Origin of the sequence: Morganella morganii H1r (assembly GCF_000633515.1) — a bacterium.
Lineage (GTDB): Bacteria > Pseudomonadota > Gammaproteobacteria > Enterobacterales > Enterobacteriaceae > Morganella > Morganella morganii_B.
The window spans coordinates 131,425-152,774 of the sequence record NZ_AYMP01000023.1; the positions used below are offsets into that span (position 1 = coordinate 131,425).

Below are 21,350 nucleotides of genomic sequence, written 5' to 3' on the forward strand. Positions count from 1 at the left end.
CCGCCCATCACAACGTACATTTGCGTCGCTGTACAACGACGCATATTTGCACAAATCCATTGACAAAATAAAGCGGAGCAGGCATATTCCTCCACCTTTGTATTGTCCTCGAAGAATATATTTGGGAGTTGGACCTTGGCTAATATCAAATCAGCTAAGAAACGCGCCATTCAGTCTGAAAAACGTCGCCAGCACAATGCTAGCCGTCGTTCTATGGTGCGCACCTTTATCAAGAAGGTTTACGCTGCTATCGCTGCCGGCGACAAAGAAGCTGCTCAGAACGCATTTAATGACATGCAACCACTTGTGGATCGTCACGCTGCAAAAGGCCTGATCCATAAGAACAAGGCTGCCCGTCATAAGGCGAACCTGGCTGCTCAGATCAAAGCAATGTAATCTGATTGTGCAGACATAAAAAAACCGGCATCCGCCGGTTTTTTTATGTCCTTTTTTCGCCTCAGTCCGGCAGACCGATATCCGCAGACGACTGCGAACCACTGAACAATGCAGAGAAATCCTTGTTACACACCCGCTGAACCGCCGGATGCTGGATCATACGCTCGGCAAAAATCACATAATACTCTTCTTTGATGGTATCCACCGTTCCCAGTTCGACAACATCACTGTCCGCAAAAATACCTTTGCTGTAGAGCGACGGCGCCACAAAAATCGCATTGTGATACATTCCGAATGCTTTCATCAGCGCCGCATCATCGAATTCACCCAGAATTTCCACTTCCAGATTTTTATTGCGGATCCAGGTCAGTAACTGACGACCGAGCATTGAACGGCGGCCGGGTACCAGCAGACGGCGCTCTTCCAGACATTCCGGAAACGGCTTCTGCGGCGCGGGCTCGCGGCAGTAAAAACTCATACTGCACTCCCCGAGTTTCACGGAGAACAGCCCTTCCTGCTGAGTCGAATCCACCGGGCAGTCCGAGAGGATCATGTCCAGTTTGTGCTGGCTGAGCTGTTCCAGCAGCATTTCGTGTGTGGATTCAAAACAGCGCAGGTGAATTTGCTCATGCTCCATCACCGCCGTTTCCAGCACTTTACTGACCAGACGTTTTGACAGTGCGTCCGCGACCCCGACATCAAACAACAGATTGGATTCGCGGCTGTAAGTGACAATATCCAGCATCTCCTGGCTCAGCATAAACATTTTGTCCGCATAGCGGAACACCAGCTGGCCCAGCTCTGACGGCACCAGGCCGCGTCCCTGACGTTTGAACAGCTTACCGTCCAGACGCTCTTCCAGCGCCTTGATTTGACCGGTAATGGTCTGCGGGGTCAGATAGAGTGCTTCTGCCGCCCCCACCACCGATCCTTCTTTGCAGACGTGCCAGAAATAATAGAGGTGATTGTAGTTTAAATGGGAGACTCGCATAGTTTTTCCCGGTACATGCCTTATCTTTTTTAGTGATTAACTCGGAAATTCTGTTGTATTCACCGGCCCGGAAGGCCGGTGAACAGCGGGTTACTGCCGGACTGTTTTCTTCGGTAACACGGAATGGAGCAGGAACAACCCGGTGACTGCCGCCATGGTGGAACCAATCAGAATTCCCAGCTTGGAGTAGGTGTTAAATGCTTCCGGAAGCCCGGTAAATGCCAGCCCCGCGATAAAGATAGACATTGTAAAACCGATCCCGCATAACACCGATACAGCGAATATCTGATTAAGAGTAATCCTCTCCGGCAATTTTGCAAAGCCCAGTTTTACCGAAATCAGACATGCAGTGAAAATCCCCAGGGGTTTACCGATAAACAGGCCGAGCAGGATCCCGAGCGGCAGTGTGCCCATCAGCGCATCAAAGGAAATACCCTGAACACTGACACCCGCATTGGCGAAGGCAAACAGCGGCAGGATCAGAAACGCCACCCACGGATGCAGCACGTGTTCCAGCTCCTCTGACGGTGAGTGCTCACCATCTTTACTGCGCAGCGGGATCAGGAACCCGACGATCACCCCGGCCAGTGTCGCGTGTACACCGGATTTCAGGATACACACCCATAATATCAGCCCGGCAATCATGTACGCGGCGGTATTACTGACATTACGCCAGTTCATCACACACAATACCACCACCATCAGTGCCGCCAGCAGCAGCGCTGTCAGCGAGACGGTTTTGGTGTAAAACAACGCGATAATGACGATAACCCCGAGGTCATCAATAATCGCCAGTGCCAGCAGAAAGACTTTCAGCTCTGTCGGCACTCTTTTGCCCAGCAGTGCCATCACACCGAGGGCAAACGCAATATCGGTTGCGGCCGGGATCGCCCAGCCCTGTGCGGCAGCGGCATCCCCGCTGTTAAACAGCAGATAGACCAGCGCCGGGGCTATCATACCGCCGAGTGCGGCAATTGCCGGAAACATCGCTTTGTCGCGTCCGGCCAGAGAACCGGTCATCAGCTCCCTTTTTACTTCCAGCCCGACGACCAGGAAAAATATCGCCATCAGAGCGTCATTAATCCATAATAACAAGGGTTTATCAATTTCCAGTGCCGCAAATTTTACAGCAACAGGAATATCAAGAAACGACTGATACAGCGCAGACAGCGGTGTATTTGCCATTACCAGCGCAATCAATGCGGCGATAATGAGCAGTATGCCGCCTGCGGCTTCGAGTTTTAAGAACTGTCGGATAATTGCGGTCATGGGTTAACTCCTTTGAGACTGTCGGGTCGGCGTTAATATTATGCAAACAATTAACTCGAAAAAAGCAGATTATTCAGCAATAATAACTCGGATATTTCTGATCAATAAGGGTTTACATCACAGAATTTCCTGACAAACACCCCAAAATTAACCTTACATTAACATTTTGGTTTCTGTGAAGTGTATCGTATGGCCCCTCATACCGGCGGATATTCTGCTATTGTTGCCACCGTTCACTGAATTAAAACAGGTTATCTCATGTCCGCCACGCTGTTTATTGCTGTACTGTTTGCTGCTTTTTTCCATGCATCCTGGAATGCGGTGATTAAATTCGGTCAGGATCGCTTTCTGGGTATCGCGGTGATGACCATCTGGTCCGGCGTGGTCTCAGTTCCCGCCCTGTTCTGGCTGGGTCTGCCGGATACAGCAGCGGTAAAGTGGCTGCTGCTGTCCGCCCTGTTTCATATCGGTTATGTCATCTGCCTGAGCAAAGCGTATTCAAAGGGCGATCTCAGCCAGATTTACCCGGTTTCCCGGGGTTGTGCCCCGCTGCTGACTACCCTTTTTGCGGTACTTCTGTTTGGTGAGCATCTGCCGTGGCTCTCTTTAGCCGGTATTCTGCTGATTATCACCGGGGTTATCCTTCCCGCACTGAAACACCGGACGTCCGGACATGCCCGCAGCGGGCTGGTCTATGCGGTGATCACCGCCTTTTTTACCGCCTGTTACACACTCTCCGACGGCTTCGGTGCCCGCAGCAGTACAGACTCACTGACTTATATTTTCTGGTTGTTCGCCCTGAACGGGCTGGTGATGGTCGTGATGGGTTTTGCCCGTTACCGCCACCATTTCACCCGTGATTTTCTGCGCTACAGCAAGCCCGGGCTGACCGGCGGCATCCTGCAAATCTTCAGCTACGGCATTGTGATATGGGCGATGGGACAGGCACCGATTATGATTGTCGCAGCGTTACGGGAGACCAGCGTGCTGTTCGCACTGCTGCTCTCCGCGTATTTCCTGAAAGAAAAACTGACACCCACCCGGATTCTGGCCGCCTGTATTATTGTGGCCGGGGTGATTGTGACAAAACTGGGCGGTTAGTCCGGTTTTTTATCATACAACCGGCCTGAATCAGGAAAAATTTATTTCACCATTGGTGATTTTCACTGGTACTTTGAGAAATGGTTTTGCATGGTTTTCTACCATTTTGTGTACCTGTCCCGTCATCTGAATCTGATCTTTACTGAATTTCAGTCGCGTCAGTGTCTCCGCCAGTCTGGTATTCTGCTGCCGGTGAGCGTCTGTGACTACCTGATCAAACGCCATATCTGGTGTTACCGTAAGACTGCCGGCAGGAAGATACCGACTAAAGCCGGAAGCCGGTTGCGTTATATGCTGCTGTTCAATTGCCCGTTCACAATTATTCTGAACCTTGTTCAGATAGCTGTCCGCAGACACATTCCCCTGCAACTTCATCAGGCTGATATACGCAGACAAGTTTTCCAGTGGCGTGGTATCAACCACCGGAATATCAATATGACCCGCATCGGAAACAGCAGATGCATCCCCCCGGTAAATGAGTAACGCCTGATCACCATTGCATCTGAATGATTCTTCAACAGTATTCTGTACACTGAAAATCAGCAGACCAATCAGCAGATCACTGTCACCATCTGCCGTACTATTGAGAAACCGGGAAACAGAAATATCCTGTGACGCAGAAGACGATGAGGCAAGAGCAGATGTATACATATCATTATCCTTATGATGAATTTATAAAAAATAATAAAGTAATGCTTCCGGATAACCTGCAAAAAATACACAAAAAAACCGGCCGGGAACATTTTCCCGGCCGGTTTTGATATAACTTATCTGACAGTGACTTATTTGGTCAGGTCATCAAAGAATTTTTTCACGCCGTCAAAGAAGCGTTTTGCTTTCGGGGTGTTATTGTGACCGCTCTGGCCATCAACGGATTCACCGAACTCACGTAACAGTTCTTTCTGTTTTTCGCTCAGTTTCACCGGGGTTTCCACCACCACACGGCACATCAGGTCGCCCTGTATTCCGCCGCGCGCCGGTCTGACACCTTTGCCTTTCATACGGAACATTTTGCCGGTCTGGGTTTCTGCCGGAATCTTCAGCTTAACGCGCCCGTCGAGTGTCGGTACTTCAATCTCACCGCCCAGCGCCGCAACCGTAAAGCCAATCGGCACTTCACAGTAGAGATTGCTGCCGTCACGTTCGAAGATGTTGTGCTGGCGGACATGAACCTCAACATACAGATCGCCTGCCGGAGCCCCCATTTCGCCTGCTTCACCTTCGCCGGTCAGACGGATACGGTCACCGCTGTCCATCCCTGCCGGAATTTTGACTGACAGGGTTTTATAGCGTTCAACACGCCCGTGACCATGACATTTGCTGCACGGATCTTTGATGATTTTGCCGCGACCATGACAGGTCGGACACGCCTGCTGCACCGCAAAGAAGCCCTGGCGCATCTGCACCTGGCCCATACCGTGACAGGTCGGACACTCCTGCGGCTCAGTACCTTCTTTCGCCCCGCTGCCGTGACATTTATCACAGGTTTCCAGGGTCGGAATACGGATCTCTTTGGTCACACCACGAACCGCTTCTTCAAGGGTCAGTTCGATGTTGTAACGCAGGTCTGCTCCGCGTGCCGCGCGTTGCTGACGGCGACCACCACCAAAAATATCACCGAAGACGTCACCAAAGATATCACCGAAGTCAGCACCGCCGAAACCGCCGCCGCCAAATCCGCCGCCGCCGCCCATACCGCCCTGCTCAAATGCCGCGTGGCCGTACTGGTCATAAGCCGCACGTTTCTGTGCGTCGGTGAGGATCTCGTATGCTTCTTTTACTTCTTTGAATTTATCTTCCGCGTCTTTATCGCCCTGATTACGGTCAGGGTGATATTTCATCGCAAGGCGTTTGTAGGCTTTTTTAATCTCTTTGTCATCCGCAGATTTCGAGACGCCCAACACCTCATAGTAATCTTTTTTTGCCATCCGTTTTGTCCCTTAACACACAGACACGGGCGCAGAGTTTCCTCAACGCCCGTGCCGGTTTTCAGTGATTAATAACAGTCATCACCGCGCCCGCTAAGGGCCTTATTTTTTGTCTTTGCTGTCGTCAACTTCTTCGAATTCAGCATCAACAACATCATCATTTTTACCTGCATCCTGCGCGGCATCAGCACCTGCTGCACCTGCCTGCGCCTGCTGCTGGGCAATTTCCATCAGTTTGGCAGAAACGTCGATCAGGGCTTTCGTTTTCTCTTCGATAGCCGCTTTATCTTCACCTTTCGCTGCAATTTCCAGCTCACTCACCGCCTGCTCGATTTTCACTTTATCGTCGCCCGGCAGTTTGTCGCCCGCTTCTTCGATCTGTTTACGGGTGGCGTGAACCAGCTGATCGGCCTGGTTACGGACCTGTACCAGTTCTTCGAACTTACGGTCAGCTTCGGCGTTCGCTTCCGCATCACGTACCATTTTCTGGATCTCTTCCTCGTTCAGACCGGAAGAGGCCTTGATGGTGATGTTCTGCTCACGGCCGCTGTTTTTGTCTTTCGCGGACACATGCAGGATACCGTCGGCATCGATGTCAAAAGTCACTTCGATTTGCGGCATACCGCGCGGAGCAGCCTGAATACCATCCAGGTTAAACTGACCCAGCGATTTGTTGTCACCGGAACGTTTACGCTCACCCTGCAGAACATGGATAGTTACCGCAGACTGGTTGTCTTCCGCTGTGGAGAACACCTGGCTGTGTTTGGTCGGGATAGTGGTGTTCTTCGCGATCAGCGGAGTCATCACGCCGCCCATGGTTTCGATACCCAGAGACAGCGGGGTAACGTCCAGCAGCAGCACGTCTTTAACATCACCACCTAACACACCACCCTGAACCGCAGCACCAACGGCTACCGCTTCGTCCGGGTTCACGTCTTTACGCGGCTCTTTACCGAAGAAATCAGCAACGGTTTTCTGAACCAGCGGCATACGGGTCTGACCACCGACCAGGATAACATCATTGATATCATTCACTGACAGGCCGGCATCCTGTAATGCAACTTTGACCGGATCCATAGAGCGTTTAACCAGATCTTCAACCAGTGATTCCAGTTTCGCACGGGTCACTTTGATGTTCATGTGTTTAGGACCGGTCGCGTCCGCCGTGATGTACGGCAGGTTAACGTCAGTCTGCTGTGCGGAAGAAAGCTCAATTTTTGCTTTCTCGGCAGCTTCTTTCAGACGCTGCATTGCCAGCGGGTCGTTACGCAGATCTATACCCTGTTCTTTCTTAAATTCTTCAACCAGATAGTTGATCATGCGGCTGTCGAAGTCTTCACCCCCTAAGTGGGTGTCGCCGTTCGTTGCCAGCACTTCATAAGTTTTTTCGCCGTCAACTTCATCGATTTCGATGATGGAGATATCGAAAGTACCACCACCGAGGTCGAAGACCGCGATAGTACGGTTACCCACTTCACGATCCAGGCCGTAAGCCAGTGCCGCAGCAGTCGGTTCGTTGATAATACGTTTTACATCCAGACCTGCAATACGGCCGGCGTCTTTGGTTGCCTGACGCTGAGCATCGTTAAAGTAAGCAGGTACGGTGATAACCGCTTCGGTTACCGGCTCGCCGAGATAATCTTCGGCGGTTTTCTTCATTTTTTTCAGGACTTCAGCAGAAACCTGTGGTGGTGCCATTTTCTGGCCTTTTGCTTCCACCCATGCGTCGCCGTTATCAGAGCTGACAATTTTGTACGGCATGATGTTCATATCGCGGCGCACTTCTTCATCGTCAAAACGACGACCAATCAAACGTTTGATTGCAAACAGTGTGTTCTGCGGATTGGTAACAGCCTGACGTTTTGCCGGCTGACCGACCAGGATTTCACCATCCTGTGTATACGCAATAATTGACGGCGTTGTGCGGTCGCCTTCTGCGTTCTCCAGGACACGTGCCTGATTACCATCCATTACAGCAACACAAGAGTTGGTTGTACCTAAGTCGATACCAATAATTTTACCCATCTAAAGGCCTCCGAATAATTCTGTTCGTCTTACGCTACCCATGTATATGAGGTTCAATTTTCACTTTTCAAGAAAAAATTTTTCACTCACCCGTTACCCGGAACCTTTCCGGCGGTACCGGACACCCGCAGCGTTAAAGGGGATTCAACTGAGTTTCAGTTTCCGATGACAAGTAGATGGGGCCATAAATACATTCATCAAGGGGAAAATGAAAAAAAAACGGATTATTTAAAAGAAAATGATGAAACACTGAAAAATGCCGCGCTGACAGTCATATCAACACGGCATTCACACAGCACAATGCAGGGGATATCAGGAGCTGAACACCATCATCCGCTGACGTACCGCCGCTTTCCCCATATACAGCCCCAGCAGCAGGCCGATCAGCGAAAGCCCCAGCATATAATACGCCGGTGCCAGCGGTGTCCATTTCAGGAACAGCGTGACCACCACCGGCGTCAGTCCGCCGAAAATGGCATAAGAAAGATTGTAGGAGAACGAAATACCGCTGAAACGGATCTCCGCCGGATAGCTGTTCACCATTACAAACGGCACCGCTCCCACCACGCCGACACTGAATCCGGCCAGCCCGTAAGTCAGCGACAGCGGCGTACCCGGCTCACCGGCGGTCAGATAGAAATAGCCGGTGCAGACCGCCAGCAGCAGACTGCCGACGGTAAAGACCACGGAAGCACCCAGTTTGTCACACAGATAACCCGCCACCAGACACCCGGCGCACAGTGCCAGGATCGCGGTCATATTGGCGACAGACACCACCGCTTTTGCCAGGCCGAACTCCGTCTGTAAATAGGCCGGTGTCAGCAGGATCACCACCACAACCCCGGCGGAGAGCAGCCAGGTCAGCAGCATGGAGATAACAATCGCTTCTTTGTGATTCACCACCACGGTTTTCAGCGGCAGCTCTTTCGCCAGTGCTTTTTGCTGTTTCATCTCCTGAAAGATCGGCGTCTCCGCCAGCCAGCGGCGCAGATAAAGCGCCACAAACCCGAAAATCCCCCCGAGGAAGAACGGCACACGCCAGCCCCAGGCAAGCTGCTGTGCTTCAGTAAAGAGGGTTGCCATCATCATGGCCACCAGCGAGCCGAGCAGAATACCGACCGTCAGCCCCGCCGTCAGCGTACCGCAGGCAATGCCGATACGGTGCTTCGGCACATGCTCGGAGACAAATACCCAGGCGCCCGGCACTTCCCCGCCGATCGCAGCCCCCTGCATCACCCGCATTAATAAAAGCAGTAACGGCGCGGCAATACCGATAGATTCATAGGTCGGCAGCAGGCCGATACAGAGTGTCGGCACCGCCATCAGCAGGATACTGAGGGAGAACATTTTTTTACGCCCGACCAGGTCACCGAAATGTGCCATTACAATACCGCCCAGCGGGCGCACCAGATAACCGGCAGCAAAGATCCCGAAGGTCTGCATCTGCACCAGCCACGCAGGGATATCCGGCGGGAAGAATAGTTTGCCGATAGTGACGGCAAAAAAGATGAAAATAATAAAGTCGTAGAATTCGAGTGCGCCGCCCAGGGCCGCGAGAGAGAGTGTTTTATAATCCTGCCGGTTGAGTGTCCGGGGAATGGTCTGTGCCATGGGTTCACCTTTCCTGTCTTTACATTGCTGTTATCTTTACTTTACATAAACGGATAACCGCATCATAGGACAAGAAAGGTGTCCGGGGGAATGTTTTTTATTTTATGCTGAAAACGCAGTATTACTGCGGCTTTATTGCTGATTTCGGACGAAACGCCGCGACAATTTCAGGGTCAGTTTCAATGTAAGGCCCGTCCAGCAACTGTATACAATACGGTACACTTGCAAAAATACCGGAAACCATCACGTTGCCATTTTCATCTTTCAGCCCTTCCAGGGTCTCAGCGATAGCTTTCGGCTGACCCGGCAGATTGAGGATCAGCGACTGATTGCGGATCACCCCTACCTGGCGGGATAAAATGGCAGTCGGCACAAATTTCAGGCTGATCTGGCGCATCTGCTCGCCGAAGCCCGGCATTTCACGATCCGCCACCGCCAGTGTTGCGTCCGGAGTCACATCACGCCGCGCCGGGCCGGTTCCGCCGGTTGTCAGCACCAGATGGCAGCCGAATTCATCCACCAGCTCGCACAGCGTCTGGCTGATCATCGCTTCTTCATCCGGGATCAGGCGGGTTTCTGTCTGAAAAGGCGTGGTGATGGTTTTTTCCAGCCATGCCTGTAAGGCCGGAATGCCTTTATCTTCATAAATACCACCGGATGCGCGGTCAGAAACCGAGACAAGACCGATGCGCAACACATTGTTCATAGTCACCTCAACGTCATTTTGACTCCGGGGCACAGCATAGCATTGCCGCCGGAAACAAAAAAGGCAGCCTCCCGGCTGCCTTCAGAATCTGACTGTATTATAACGATTACAGCAGATCGGCGATCATTTTTTCCAGTTTGCCCTGGTCTACCGCAAACTTACGGATACCGTCCGCCAGTTTCTCGGTCGCCATTGCATCACTGTGGTGGCCCCAGTAGAACTCAGCTTCTGTCAGCGGTGCAGGACGCGCTTTCACTTCGCCTTTGTATTCCAGTTTGCGTTCAACCGCACCGGTCGCTTCTGACAGCTCTTTCAGCAGTGCAGGGGCGATGGTCAGGCGGTCACAACCGGCCAGTTCCAGGATCTCACCGGAGTTACGGAAGCTTGCGCCCATAACCACGGTTTTATAGCCGTGCTCTTTGTAGTAGTTGTAGATTTCAGTCACTGAAATCACGCCCGGATCTTCTGCCGGTGCGAACTCTTTCTTGTCGCTGTTTGCTTTGTACCAGTCGAGGATACGGCCGACAAACGGCGAAATCAGGTATACACCTGCTTCCGCGCAGGCACGTGCCTGAGCAAAGGAGAACAGCAGTGTCAGGTTACAGTTGATGCCTTCTTTTTCCAGCTGTTCCGCAGCACGGATACCCTGCCAGGTGGAGGCCAGTTTGATCAGGATACGATCGTTGCTGATACCGGCATCGTTATACAGTTTGATGAGACGTTTTGCTTTGGCGATACTTGCCTGCGTGTCATAAGAGAGACGGGCATCCACTTCTGTGGAGATGCGGCCCGGAATCAGTTTCAGGATTTCCAGACCGATATTCACCGCCAGTTTGTCACCGGCATCGATAATCTGCTGTTCACGTGAATCGCTCTGCGCACGCGCCCAGGTCACCGCATCATCAATTAACTTACGGTACTCCGGAATCTGCGCCGCATTGAGGATCAGAGAAGGGTTGGTGGTGGCATCCTGTGGTTTGTACAGCTTCATCGCTTCGATGTCACCGGTATCGGCCACGACCGTGGTCAGATTACGCAGGGAAGTTAATTTATCGGTCATTTTCGTCTCTCATCTTATGTCAGAAGATACCCGGAATAATTCGGGATGCCTGCCGGTGAACTTTGCGTAGTCAACACCCGGTAACCCTGAAGTATAACGAGTACAGATGGCAATATGCCGCAACTGCACCTGATAATATCACGGACAGCCCGCCGCGCAAGCAGTGAAAATCCGGTGCCGCACCGGTGATCCGCCGTTATTCTGCGGTAATCCGGAGTGTCACCTGTTTTGTGCCTGTCACCGATTACAGTGATTTGCCCGCTCTGTGCTTTTTTTTGGTAGAGTACCGTTAATAATGACAATATCAGACCGGAGCCGACCATGCTGCTGACTATTTCCCCTGCCAAAACCCTCGACTATGACAGCCCGTTAGCCACTGAGCGCCATACTCAGCCTGAGCTGCTGGCGCAGTCAGAAATGCTGATGGAAACCTGCCGCAAACTGACCCCTGCGGATATCGGCTCGCTGATGCATATCAGTGACAAACTGGCGGGTCTGAATGCCGCCCGTTTCGGGGAGTGGCACCCGGATTTCACGCCGGACAATGCCCGCCAGGCCATTCTGGCATTTAAAGGGGATGTGTATACCGGGATGCAGGCAGAAACCTTCAGTGAAGCTGATTTTGATTTCGCCCAGCAGCATCTGCGTATGCTCTCCGGCCTGTACGGCGTGCTGCGCCCGCTGGATCTGATGCAGCCCTACCGTCTGGAAATGGGGACAAAACTCGCCAATCCGCGCGGCAACGATCTGTATACGTTCTGGGGGGATATTATTACGGACAATCTGAATCAGGCGCTGGCTGCACAGGGTGATAATGTGCTGGTCAATCTGGCCTCTGATGAATACTTTAAAGCGGTGAAGCCGGAGAAGCTGAATGCGGTGATTATCAAACCGGTTTTCCTCGATGAGAAAAACGGCAAGTATAAAGTGATCAGTTTCTATGCGAAGAAAGCGCGCGGTCTGATGAGCCGGTTTATTATTCAGAACCGCCTGACACAACCGTCTCAGCTGACGGAATTTAACCTCGACGGTTACCGTTTTGATGAGAGCCAGTCCGGTGAGCGGGAACTGGTGTTTACACGACCGGAAGGTACCGGTTCTGATAACAAATAAATGTTATATTACAAGATCGTGTAAATTTACCTAAAAAAGGTACCCATATGAAGATCAGAAAGATTTCTCTGACAAATTTTCGTGGTATACAGAAGGCGGATATCACATTCACAGACAGGCTGACAGTGATTGTTGGTGTAAACGGAGCCGGTAAAACAACACTTCTTGATGCGCTAGCCATTACACTTTCACAGGTCACAAGCCGTATTTATGAGTCTGCACAAAAAGCACGCAGTTTTTCCCCGGATGATATTTTCATATCTGCTGACTACACACGTGCCGTTGTCGGTATGGAACTCGAACAGCAGACAATAGAGTTTGCCCTGGCCTTAAATAAACGGGCAGCTAAACATCCGAAAGAACGATCCAGTGATTTTGATTTACTCAATTCCGTTATACAGCCCCTGGCGGCTAAAAATAAAAATTACCGGGAAAACGAAGCGACCGCAATAAGTTTACCACTGGCTATCTATTATGATGTCCATCGTGCTGTGATGGACATACCGCTCCGCGTCAGAGAAAAATTGAAGAATACACCCGCTGAGGGCAATGAAGATGCATTAACGAATGGTGGTGCAGATTTCAAACGCTTCTTTAACTGGTACCGCAATGAAGAAGATCGCGAAAATCAGAATATCCGCCGTGACCATAGTTACACGGATCCTAAACTTGATGCAGTACGCAGCGCAATAGAAACCTTTACCGGTTTTTGCGATCTTCATATCGACCGAAAAACCCCGCTACGTATGGTAGTGAGAAAAAAAGATCTGGAATTCAGTGTAAACCAATTATCCAACGGTGAAAAATGCCTGCTGGCACTGGTGGGTGATCTGGCGCGCCGCCTGGCACTGGTAAATCCGCTGTCATCAAATCCGCTACTTGGTGACGCTATTGTTCTGATTGATGAGATTGATCTCCACCTTCATCCGAAATGGCAACGCAACATACTAAAAAACTTCGCTGAAACCTTTCCGAATTGCCAATTTATTGTTTCCACACATTCTCCGCAGATCATCGGGGAAATTCCACCTGAAAATGTACTTCTGGTTCGTGACGGCAACATTTTAGGAAATCCGTCTTCGGCACGAGGTTTAAGCAGTAATGAAGTACTGGAATTAATCATGGAAGGTGATGCAAGAAATCCTGAGATTAAACAACAAATTGAGAATATTGAAGCCAGTCTGGATGATGATTATATTGAAAAAGCCCGTCACCAATTAGCTCAGTTGAAAAAACAAATAGGATCCACACCGGATGTCATGCGGTTAGATAGCAGTATCGAAACACTCGATTTTTTACTCAACGGTGACAACGAATGAGGTCATTGAATAACAAAACCGAACCACGTGAGTTGTTAGACTGGAAGTCGGATAACAGATTAACACCAGAAAATCTGGAGTATGGCAAGGCCAGCTTTCCGGCAGAAGCTGTCCGTCGGGCACTGTTAGCACAGCAATATTATTTGTGTGCCTATACATTAATCCGGCTCAAAAAACCGGAAGAGTGCGATACGAATAACCAAACGCGTGAAAGTTGTCATATTGAACATATTCTGCCGCAAACCCGCGGAAAATTAATCAAAGAACAACGTAACGGGGATGAGGTAAGAGAGGTCATCAATTTCACTGCTGGTGAAGATATCAACTTTCATAATATGGTCGCATGTTATCCCCCGAGTATAAGCAAGATACATTGTGGATATGGTGCGCACTACAAAGGTGATTATGACCCTTATGACCACCCGGATTTTCTCTCACCACTGGAGCCCGGAGTCGAGTCACATTTTACGTTTTCTGATAAAGGGCATATTGACAGTCCAACGGAAAAAGGACAGGAAACAATACGTGCATTGCAGCTCGATCACACCGAACTTTGCCTCCGGCGGAAATCAGTGATAACCGGTGCCATTTACCCAAAGGGCCTTCATCGCGATCCCATTTCTGCCGCAGATGCACGCCGTCTCGCGAACGATGTATTGCAACCTTCGCCGGATGGCCGGTTGCGTGAGTTTTGTGTTGCTATTCATCAGGTGGCACTAAAACATGCGGATAAACTCGAGCGCCGTGCCAGCAGAATAGTAGCACAACGCAGGAAATGACTTTGCCACCGGTAAATTACGGATCAGATCAGGTTGAATTACCGGTTCTATTCTCAGCCGCGCCATCCGTGGCGCAGCCTTCTTTATATTACGGCTTCACCGTCTTCAGCAAATAGTCCCGCAGCGCCGCAAAATCCGCCGGTAATACCGATGACAGCAGCGGCAAATCAGCGCGCTCCGCCAGTTCTGCCGGTAACGGCAGTTTACTGCCCAGAATCGCTTCCACACTCTCCAGAAATTTGGCCGGATGCGCTGTGCCGAGGAAAATACCGTACTCACCCGGCTGCAAATCACTGCGCAGCAGACGATAGGCAATCGCGGCATGCGGCTCGGAAATATAGCCTTTCGCAGCCAGATCACGCAGGGTTTCACGGGTTTCATCATCACTTACCGCACCGGAACGCAGATCTTTCAGAGACCAGCCCTCACGTGCAAACAGCGCCTCAATACGCGGCCAGTTGTTCGGCTGGCTGACATCCATGGCATTGGATAACGTTGCCACCGTTGCTGCCGGTTTCCACTGCCCGTCCGCCAGATAGCGCGGCACCGTGTCGTTGGCATTGGTCGCGGCGATAAAGCGTTTCACCGGCAGCCCCATCGCTTTCGCCAGCACCCCGGCGGTCAGGTCACCGAAGTTGCCGCTCGGCACCGAGAACACCAGTTCACCGCGTTTTTCCGCCGGAACCTGTGCCACCGCTTCAAAGTAATAACAGATTTGTGCCAGCAGACGGCTGATATTAATGGAGTTTGCCGAGTTCAGATGCAGCGTCTGTTTCAGTTCCTCATCATCAAATGCCTGTTTCACCAGTGCCTGACAAGCATCGAAATCATCCTGCACCGCCACGGTATGAATATTGCCGCCGAGGGTACAGAACAGTTTTTCCTGTAACGGACTGATTTTCCCCTGCGGATAGAGGATCACCACCTGCACGTTTTTCAGGCCGTAAAAGGCATGTGCGACGGCAGCGCCGGTATCCCCGGAAGTCGCGGTCAGAATAGTGACGGGCTTGTCACCGGCAACGGCGGCCAGCGCCTGGGCCATAAAACGTCCGCCAAAATCTTTGAATGCCAGCGTCGGGCCGTGAAACAGTTCCAGACAGGCCACATCCGGCTCCACCGGACTGAGCGGTGCCGGGAAGGCAAAGGCGGCACGGACACGCGCGGCCAGCTCAGCTTCCGGAATTTCATCACCAATCAGTGCATGCAGAATGGCGGTGCTGCGGCTGACAAAATCCATCGCCAGCAGCTTATCCATTTCAGCCGGTTCAAAAAACGGGATCTCACACGGGAAGAACAGTCCCTGCCCGCGTCCCAGCCCCTGTTTTACCGCCTGTGCAAAACTGACTTTTTCACTCTCATCTTTTAAATTGTACAGTTCCATTTTTTACCTTTATGCACTTATCTGACGTGCGCCTTTGAGATCGAGACGGCACAGATGGACAAACCCTTCGCTGTTCTGCAAATACTGTGTGTTAAAGACATCCGCCACCTGCTCTGCCGCTGATTTGCTGTCACAAACCGCAAACAGTGTCGGCCCCGAGCCGGAGATACCGCATGCCTTCGCGCCGTGTGCAAGCACCTGCTCACGGACCGCATCAAAATTCGGTAATAATTCACGGCGGTACGGCTCTGCCACCACATCACGGATCATCGCCGCCGCCAGATCCGCCTGTCCGGTGTGACAGGCGTGGATAAACCCGGCCAGGTTGCGCCCGTGGCTGACAATATCCGCCCGTGAATAGGTAGCCGGTAAAATCGCCCGTGCCTGCGCCGTGGAGACTTTAATACCCGGATACGCCATCACCCAGTACCAGTGTTCAAAGCCCGGTACCGTCTGGCTGACGCTGCCACCGGTTTCAATATTGAGCTGTAATCCGCCCAGGAAACAAGGTGCGACATTGTCATAATGCACACTGCCGGAGATACGCCCTTCCATCTCCCCCATCAGACGCAGCAGCGTCATTTCATCCAGCGGCCTGCCGGTGTATTCGTTCAGTGCCACCAGCGCGGCCACCACCGAACAGGCGCTGGAGCCCAGCCCCGAGCCCACCGGCATATTTTTTTCCAGTACCATGGCGACCGGCAGATCATCATGAATGATCTCACTGAACCGTTCACGGCACTGATACACAATATTGTGCTTCGGGTTCACCGGCAGCTTCCCGGCAAAACGCCCGCGGTTTCTGAGTGAAAACGTCTCTGCCTTCGCGATGGACACACAGTCGCCGAGCAGTGCCCCGCTGGCCGGAGATACTGCCGCACCCAGCACATCGAACCCCACACTCACATTCCCGATTGACGCCGGTGCATAAATTTTTATCACGTTTTACACTCCCAGTTTCCATGACATTGTCCGCAGCACATCCGCAAACACCCCTGCCGCTGTCACATCATTCCCCGCGCCGTAACCGCGCAGTACCAGCGGGATAGGCTGATAATAGCGGGTATAAAACGCCAGGGCGTTCTCGCCGTTTTTCACTTTATACAGCGGATCGTTACCGTCTGCCTCAGTGATTTTTACCTGACAGCGGCCGCGATCGATGATGCCAACATAACGCAAAACGCGGCCTGCTTCTGCGGCTTTCGCCACACGCGCGGCAAAGGCCGCATCCAGTGATGGCAGATTCGCCATAAAGGTATTCACATCACCGGAAGCATCAAAGTCCGGCGGCAGCACAGAATCCACCTCAATATCCGCTAATTCAAGGGAGAGCCCCGCTTCACGGGCCAGGATCAGCAGCTTACGCGCCACATCCATCCCGGAGAGATCATCACGCGGATCCGGCTCGGTAAAGCCTTTGGCTTTCGCCGCCGCTGTTGCCTCAGACAGTGACATCCCTTCATCCAGCATACCGAAAATAAAGGAGAGCGAACCGGACAGAATACCGCTGAACTGCACCAGCTCATCCCCCGCATTGAGCAGGTTTTGCAGGTTTTCGATCACCGGCAGCCCGGCACCGACGTTGGTGTCATAACGGAACTGACGTTTTGACGATGCCGCCGCACTGCGCAGTTCATGGTAATAATCCATCGACAGGGTGTTGGCTTTTTTATTCGGCGTCACCACGTTGAAACCGTCCTTCAGGAAATCCGCATATTGCAGGGCGATTTCCTCATTCGATGTACAATCCACAATCACCGGGTTGAGGAAGTGATATTCTTTTTCCAGGCGGATCAGACGGCTGAGGCTGAACGGCTCTTTGGCCTGCGCCAGCGACTGATGCCAGTCCTGTAAATCAATGCCGCGCATATTGGTCAGCATCGCTTTTGAGTTGGCGATACCGCACACACGCAGATCAATGTTCCGGGCTTTCAGCCACGCCTGCTGGCGGCAGATCTGCTCCAGCAACGCACTGCCGACCCCGCCGGTACCCACCACAAACACCTCCACGATGCGGTCAGTGTTAAACAGCATCTGGTGACACAGGCGCACGCCGGCCGCCGCGAGGTCATTATCCACCACCGCAGAAATGGAACGCTCGGATGAACCCTGCGCGATCGCAATGATATTGATGTTGGCGCGGGTCAGTGCCGAGAAGAACCGCGCGGAAATACCTTTGAGTGTCCGCATACCATCCCCGACCACGGAAACAATCGCCAGGTTATCCAGCACGTCAAGCGGATCCAGCACCCCCTCTTTCAGCTCCAGATAGAACTCTTCTTCCAGCGCCTGCTGAGTGCGGGTCTTATCTTTCTGCGCCACACAAAAACTGATGCTGTATTCGGAAGATGACTGTGTAATCAGCACGACAGAGATATTACGCCGCGACATCACCGTAAACACCCGCGCCGCCATCCCGACCATCCCTTTCATGCCCGGGCCGGAGACATTAAACATCGCCATATTATTCAGGTTGGTGATCCCTTTCACCGGCAGGCTGTCATCCCGCTGACCGTCACCGATCAGCGTGCCCGGTGCGTCCGGATTGAGGGTGTTTTTAATCAGGCACGGGATCTGGAACTGGGCAATCGGTGCGATAGTGCGCGGATGCAGGACTTTTGCCCCGAAATAGGAGAGCTCCATCGCTTCCTGATACGACATACCTTTCAGCAGACGGGCATCCGGGACAAAACGCGGGTCACAGGTATACACGCCGTCCACATCAGTCCAGATTTCACAGCAGGCCGCGCGCAGACACGCCGCCAGTACCGCCGCAGAATAATCAGAGCCGTTACGTCCCAGCACCACCAGCTCGCCGTTTTCATTACCGGCGGTGAATCCCGCCATCAAAATAATGTGGTCAGACGGAATATTCAGTGCTGCAATGCGTTTTGTTGATTCATTTATATCAACAGTGGATTCCAGATAACCACCGAACGCCAGCAGATTGACCACCGGGTCAATCACCGTCACTTTATGGCCGCGGGCTTTCAGCAGTGATGCCATCACTGCGACAGAAAAACGCTCACCGCAGCTGATCATATTGGCATTGATGCCGTCCGGACACTGTCCCAGCAGTGACACGCCGTGCAATACCCGGCGGATCCGGCTGATTTCCTGCTCCGTTTCATGCTTCAGCCGGTCATATTCAAAACCGGGCACCGCATCACGCAGCCCGTCCAGAATCGCCCCGAGGATCGCAGCGGCATCGTGTACCAGGGTGTTTGCTTCCTGCCCGCTGACGGTCTGCTCCACCATCGCCACTAAGTAATTAGTGATTTTCGCCGGTGCGGAAAGCACCATGGCGAGCTGTCCCTGCGCGAGTTTTTTCTCCGCGATGCCTGCGATGTTCAGTATACGATCCGCGTTTGCCACGGATGTGCCGCCAAATTTAAGTACACGCATGTGTCACCTGCTCCTGCCGTTTTTAGTCCAAAAAAAAAGCCCGCACAGTCATTGTGCGGGCTTTTTTCGTGATTTCAGATATGCGTCAGCCCGCACCGCCGGTGGTAATGGTGGTGGTGGTGGTGGTAATAATAATCATGGTCAGGCTGTGATTACGCATGGGGTTCCTGTCTGTCATTTGTCTGGTTAACCCTATTACGGTTAAAGGAAAGACCGGTTGATGTCAAATTATTCTTCAGATTTGCCCGCAGAATCAGACAATTTGAATTTGATCACATATCAGTATAAAAAGAAATTACGGCAAATTAACGCCGTTATCATCTCATCAACCGGCATTTAATTTTACAGAACCAGGAGTTTCTGTATTTTTTCACTTTTATCATACAGGTTGCGTTTTTCGCTGTTTACCCGGCAGAAAAATGTACAATAATCAGACAAGTCAGATATAATGCTTAACATTGTATTTCTATTTATTTGACAATCATTAAAACCAGCAATTAACAATTGAAAATTGTGTTAACGTGCTACAATTGATTTTGATATGTATCAACAAAGGTTAGATTTCCGGATGGTAAATGATTGGGTTGCTGTTATATTGGTGTTAATAGACTAATATTGGTACGAATCGTTTCAATTCCTTACGTTCTGAGTTGAGTGATTGTTAAAATGCGGTCTGAACAAGATTTTTTTCTGTCTGTGGTGATGTGCCGGACATAACCACAACGATACCGGCACAGGTTACACGGGCAGATAATCAGATTTCTTATTATTCTAAGTAATTTAGGTAGCGACTATGCAAACCCCGCATATTTTAATTGTTGAAGATGAGATCGTCACCCGTAACACCCTGAAAAGTATTTTCGAAGCAGAGGGTTACGTGGTACATGAAGCCACTGATGGTGCAGAGATGCACAATGTGCTGTCAGACCATGATATCAATTTGGTTATCATGGACATCAACCTCCCGGGAAAAAATGGTCTGTTGCTGGCGCGTGAGCTCCGCGAACAGGCAAACGTGGCACTGATGTTCTTAACCGGCCGTGATAATGAAGTGGATAAAATCCTCGGTCTGGAAATCGGTGCTGATGACTACATCACCAAGCCGTTTAACCCGCGTGAACTGACTATCCGCGCACGCAACTTACTGTCACGGACCATGAATCTGGCCGGTGGCAGCGAAGAGCGCCGCAGTGTGGAAAGTTACAAGTTCAACGGCTGGGAACTGGATATCAACAGCCGCTCATTAATCGGACCAACCGGCGAGCAGTACAAGCTGCCGCGCAGTGAGTTCCGTGCAATGCTGCACTTCTGTGAGAATCCGGGCAAGATTCAGACCCGTGCTGAACTGCTCAAGAAAATGACCGGCCGTGAACTGAAACCGCATGACCGTACAGTGGATGTCACCATCCGCCGTATCCGCAAGCATTTCGAGTCCACACCGGATACGCCGGAAATCATCGCCACCATTCACGGCGAAGGTTACCGGTTCTGCGGCGATCTCGAAGAGTAATCTTCCGCTGCGGTAACACACAGACGAAATCCCCGGTGATGCCGAGCACCACCGGGGATTTGTTGTTGCTGTTATCCGGTTATTTGTTCCACGGCATGATCGGCACCGCACTCAGCGCATTCTTCGGCGAGCCGTCGACCACTTTGTCTGAATAAGTCAGATAAATCAGCGCGTGACGTTTCTCATCATAGAAACGAACCACCTGTAACTTTTTGAATACCATGGATGTCCGCTTCTGGAACACCACCTGGCCTTTATCTTTGCGGCCTTTTTTCACTTTATCACTGACCGTGACCGGGCCGACCTGCTGACAGGAAATCGCGGCATCGGAGGTATCTTCCGCCAGACCCAGCCCGCCTTTTATCCCGCCGGTTTTTGCCCGGCTCAGGTAGCAGGTAATATTTTCCACATCCGGATCATCAAAGGCTTCCACCACAATCTTGTGATCCGGCCCCAGAATTTTGAATACCGTATCCACAGAGCCGATTTCTTCAGCATGGCTCAAAAAGGATAACGAACTCAATGAAATAGCTGTAATAATTCCCAGTATAGACCGGTGAGTCTGATTCATAATATTAATAGCCCAAGAAAACCATTTGAAAATTGTATGATTTTAAAGATAATCCATGTTACCAGTTTATGACAGTCGCCCTGTTCTTAAAACATTTTTCCGGCCAAAAGTAAGAATTGGTAAATGATTATCTCGTTGATAATCACTCAGGTTAGAATATAAATTCGTTATATCTCTTTCAGAAC

Annotated in this window: 18 protein-coding genes and 1 other annotated feature; of the genes, 6 read left to right on the forward strand and 12 right to left on the reverse strand. The window is 51.3% G+C overall.

All coding sequences use genetic code 11. The annotated features are described in order from the left end of the window. The first annotated feature begins 135 nt into the window (after positions 1 to 135). Positions 136 to 396: a 30S ribosomal protein S20 gene (gene rpsT, locus U868_RS0113960; RefSeq protein WP_015422441.1), complete on the forward strand. Its 261-nt coding sequence runs from the start codon at positions 136 to 138 to the stop codon at positions 394 to 396. A gap of 61 nt (positions 397 to 457) precedes the next feature. On the opposite strand, the gene nhaR is transcribed toward rpsT, so the two are convergent. Together nhaR and nhaA are read right to left on the reverse strand one after the other, a co-directional pair. Then, positions 458 to 1,387 carry a transcriptional activator NhaR gene (gene nhaR, locus U868_RS0113965; protein WP_025153826.1) on the reverse strand — a complete coding sequence of 310 codons (930 nt, stop codon included), beginning with the start codon at positions 1,385 to 1,387 and terminating at the stop codon, positions 458 to 460. Between the two features lie 90 nt (positions 1,388 to 1,477). After that, positions 1,478 to 2,656, reverse strand: a complete 1,179-nt coding sequence (gene nhaA, locus U868_RS0113970) for a Na+/H+ antiporter NhaA (protein WP_025153827.1) — start codon at positions 2,654 to 2,656, stop codon at positions 1,478 to 1,480. Between the two features lie 258 nt (positions 2,657 to 2,914). Here nhaA and U868_RS0113975 point away from each other — a divergent pair, with 258 nt between their 5' ends. Further along, the gene (locus U868_RS0113975) at positions 2,915 to 3,757 is read left to right on the forward strand and encodes a DMT family transporter (RefSeq protein WP_025153828.1); all 843 of its coding nucleotides are present in this window, start codon (positions 2,915 to 2,917) and stop codon (positions 3,755 to 3,757) included. A 30-nt stretch (positions 3,758 to 3,787) separates the two neighbouring features. Here U868_RS0113975 and U868_RS0113980 read toward each other — a convergent pair whose 3' ends face one another. From U868_RS0113980 to tal, 6 genes are all read right to left on the reverse strand, one after another. Next, positions 3,788 to 4,408 carry a hypothetical protein gene (locus tag U868_RS0113980; RefSeq protein WP_025153829.1) on the reverse strand — a complete coding sequence of 207 codons (621 nt, stop codon included), beginning with the start codon at positions 4,406 to 4,408 and terminating at the stop codon, positions 3,788 to 3,790. A 131-nt stretch (positions 4,409 to 4,539) separates the two neighbouring features. Then, positions 4,540 to 5,685: a molecular chaperone DnaJ gene (gene dnaJ / locus U868_RS0113985; RefSeq protein WP_025153830.1), complete on the reverse strand. Its 1,146-nt coding sequence runs from the start codon at positions 5,683 to 5,685 to the stop codon at positions 4,540 to 4,542. Positions 5,686 to 5,787: 102 nt separating this feature from the next. Next, complete coding sequence (gene dnaK, locus U868_RS0113990) at positions 5,788 to 7,710, reverse strand: molecular chaperone DnaK (RefSeq protein ID WP_025153831.1); 1,923 nt, start codon at positions 7,708 to 7,710, stop codon at positions 5,788 to 5,790. A gap of 312 nt (positions 7,711 to 8,022) precedes the next feature. Then, a complete protein-coding gene (locus U868_RS0113995; RefSeq protein ID WP_025153832.1) occupies positions 8,023 to 9,321 on the reverse strand; it encodes an MFS transporter in 1,299 nt (432 codons plus the stop codon). 121 nt (positions 9,322 to 9,442) lie between these two features. Then, positions 9,443 to 10,027, reverse strand: a complete 585-nt coding sequence (mog, locus tag U868_RS0114000) for a molybdopterin adenylyltransferase (protein WP_025153833.1) — start codon at positions 10,025 to 10,027, stop codon at positions 9,443 to 9,445. Between the two features lie 106 nt (positions 10,028 to 10,133). Continuing rightward, positions 10,134 to 11,087: a transaldolase gene (gene tal / locus U868_RS0114005; RefSeq protein WP_004237118.1), complete on the reverse strand. Its 954-nt coding sequence runs from the start codon at positions 11,085 to 11,087 to the stop codon at positions 10,134 to 10,136. A 321-nt stretch (positions 11,088 to 11,408) separates the two neighbouring features. Here tal and yaaA point away from each other — a divergent pair, with 321 nt between their 5' ends. From yaaA to U868_RS0114025, 3 genes are read left to right on the forward strand one after another with little or no spacing between them, the layout of a single operon-like run. Beyond that, a complete protein-coding gene (gene yaaA, locus U868_RS0114015; RefSeq protein WP_025153835.1) occupies positions 11,409 to 12,200 on the forward strand; it encodes a peroxide stress protein YaaA in 792 nt (263 codons plus the stop codon). 47 nt (positions 12,201 to 12,247) lie between these two features. Beyond that, on the forward strand, positions 12,248 to 13,519 hold the full coding sequence (locus tag U868_RS0114020) for an AAA family ATPase (RefSeq protein ID WP_025153836.1): 1,272 nt from the start codon (positions 12,248 to 12,250) through the stop codon (positions 13,517 to 13,519). Beyond that, the gene (locus U868_RS0114025) at positions 13,516 to 14,298 is read left to right on the forward strand and encodes a hypothetical protein (RefSeq protein WP_025153837.1); all 783 of its coding nucleotides are present in this window, start codon (positions 13,516 to 13,518) and stop codon (positions 14,296 to 14,298) included. The genes U868_RS0114020 and U868_RS0114025 overlap by 4 nt, the downstream gene beginning before the upstream one ends. A gap of 88 nt (positions 14,299 to 14,386) precedes the next feature. On the opposite strand, the gene thrC is transcribed toward U868_RS0114025, so the two are convergent. Genes thrC through thrA form a run of 3 tightly spaced genes read right to left on the reverse strand, consistent with a single transcriptional unit; the run spans position 14,387 to position 19,084 of the window. Next, positions 14,387 to 15,679 (reverse strand): threonine synthase, encoded by a 1,293-nt coding sequence (thrC, locus tag U868_RS0114030; RefSeq protein ID WP_025153838.1) that lies wholly within the window; start codon positions 15,677 to 15,679, stop codon positions 14,387 to 14,389. 9 nt (positions 15,680 to 15,688) lie between these two features. Beyond that, on the reverse strand, positions 15,689 to 16,621 hold the full coding sequence (thrB, locus tag U868_RS25075) for a homoserine kinase (RefSeq protein ID WP_025153839.1): 933 nt from the start codon (positions 16,619 to 16,621) through the stop codon (positions 15,689 to 15,691). A 3-nt stretch (positions 16,622 to 16,624) separates the two neighbouring features. Beyond that, the gene (gene thrA, locus U868_RS0114040) at positions 16,625 to 19,084 is read right to left on the reverse strand and encodes a bifunctional aspartate kinase/homoserine dehydrogenase I (protein ID WP_025153840.1); all 2,460 of its coding nucleotides are present in this window, start codon (positions 19,082 to 19,084) and stop codon (positions 16,625 to 16,627) included. Between the two features lie 29 nt (positions 19,085 to 19,113). Continuing rightward, positions 19,114 to 19,225 (reverse strand) — a sequence feature (Thr leader region). Positions 19,226 to 19,877: 652 nt separating this feature from the next. Here thrA and arcA point away from each other — a divergent pair. Then, the gene (arcA, locus tag U868_RS0114050) at positions 19,878 to 20,594 is read left to right on the forward strand and encodes a two-component system response regulator ArcA (protein WP_004237112.1); all 717 of its coding nucleotides are present in this window, start codon (positions 19,878 to 19,880) and stop codon (positions 20,592 to 20,594) included. Positions 20,595 to 20,673: 79 nt separating this feature from the next. Here arcA and creA read toward each other — a convergent pair whose 3' ends face one another. Next, the gene (gene creA, locus U868_RS0114055) at positions 20,674 to 21,165 is read right to left on the reverse strand and encodes a protein CreA (protein WP_029991177.1); all 492 of its coding nucleotides are present in this window, start codon (positions 21,163 to 21,165) and stop codon (positions 20,674 to 20,676) included. Positions 21,166 to 21,350 lie beyond the last annotated feature (185 nt).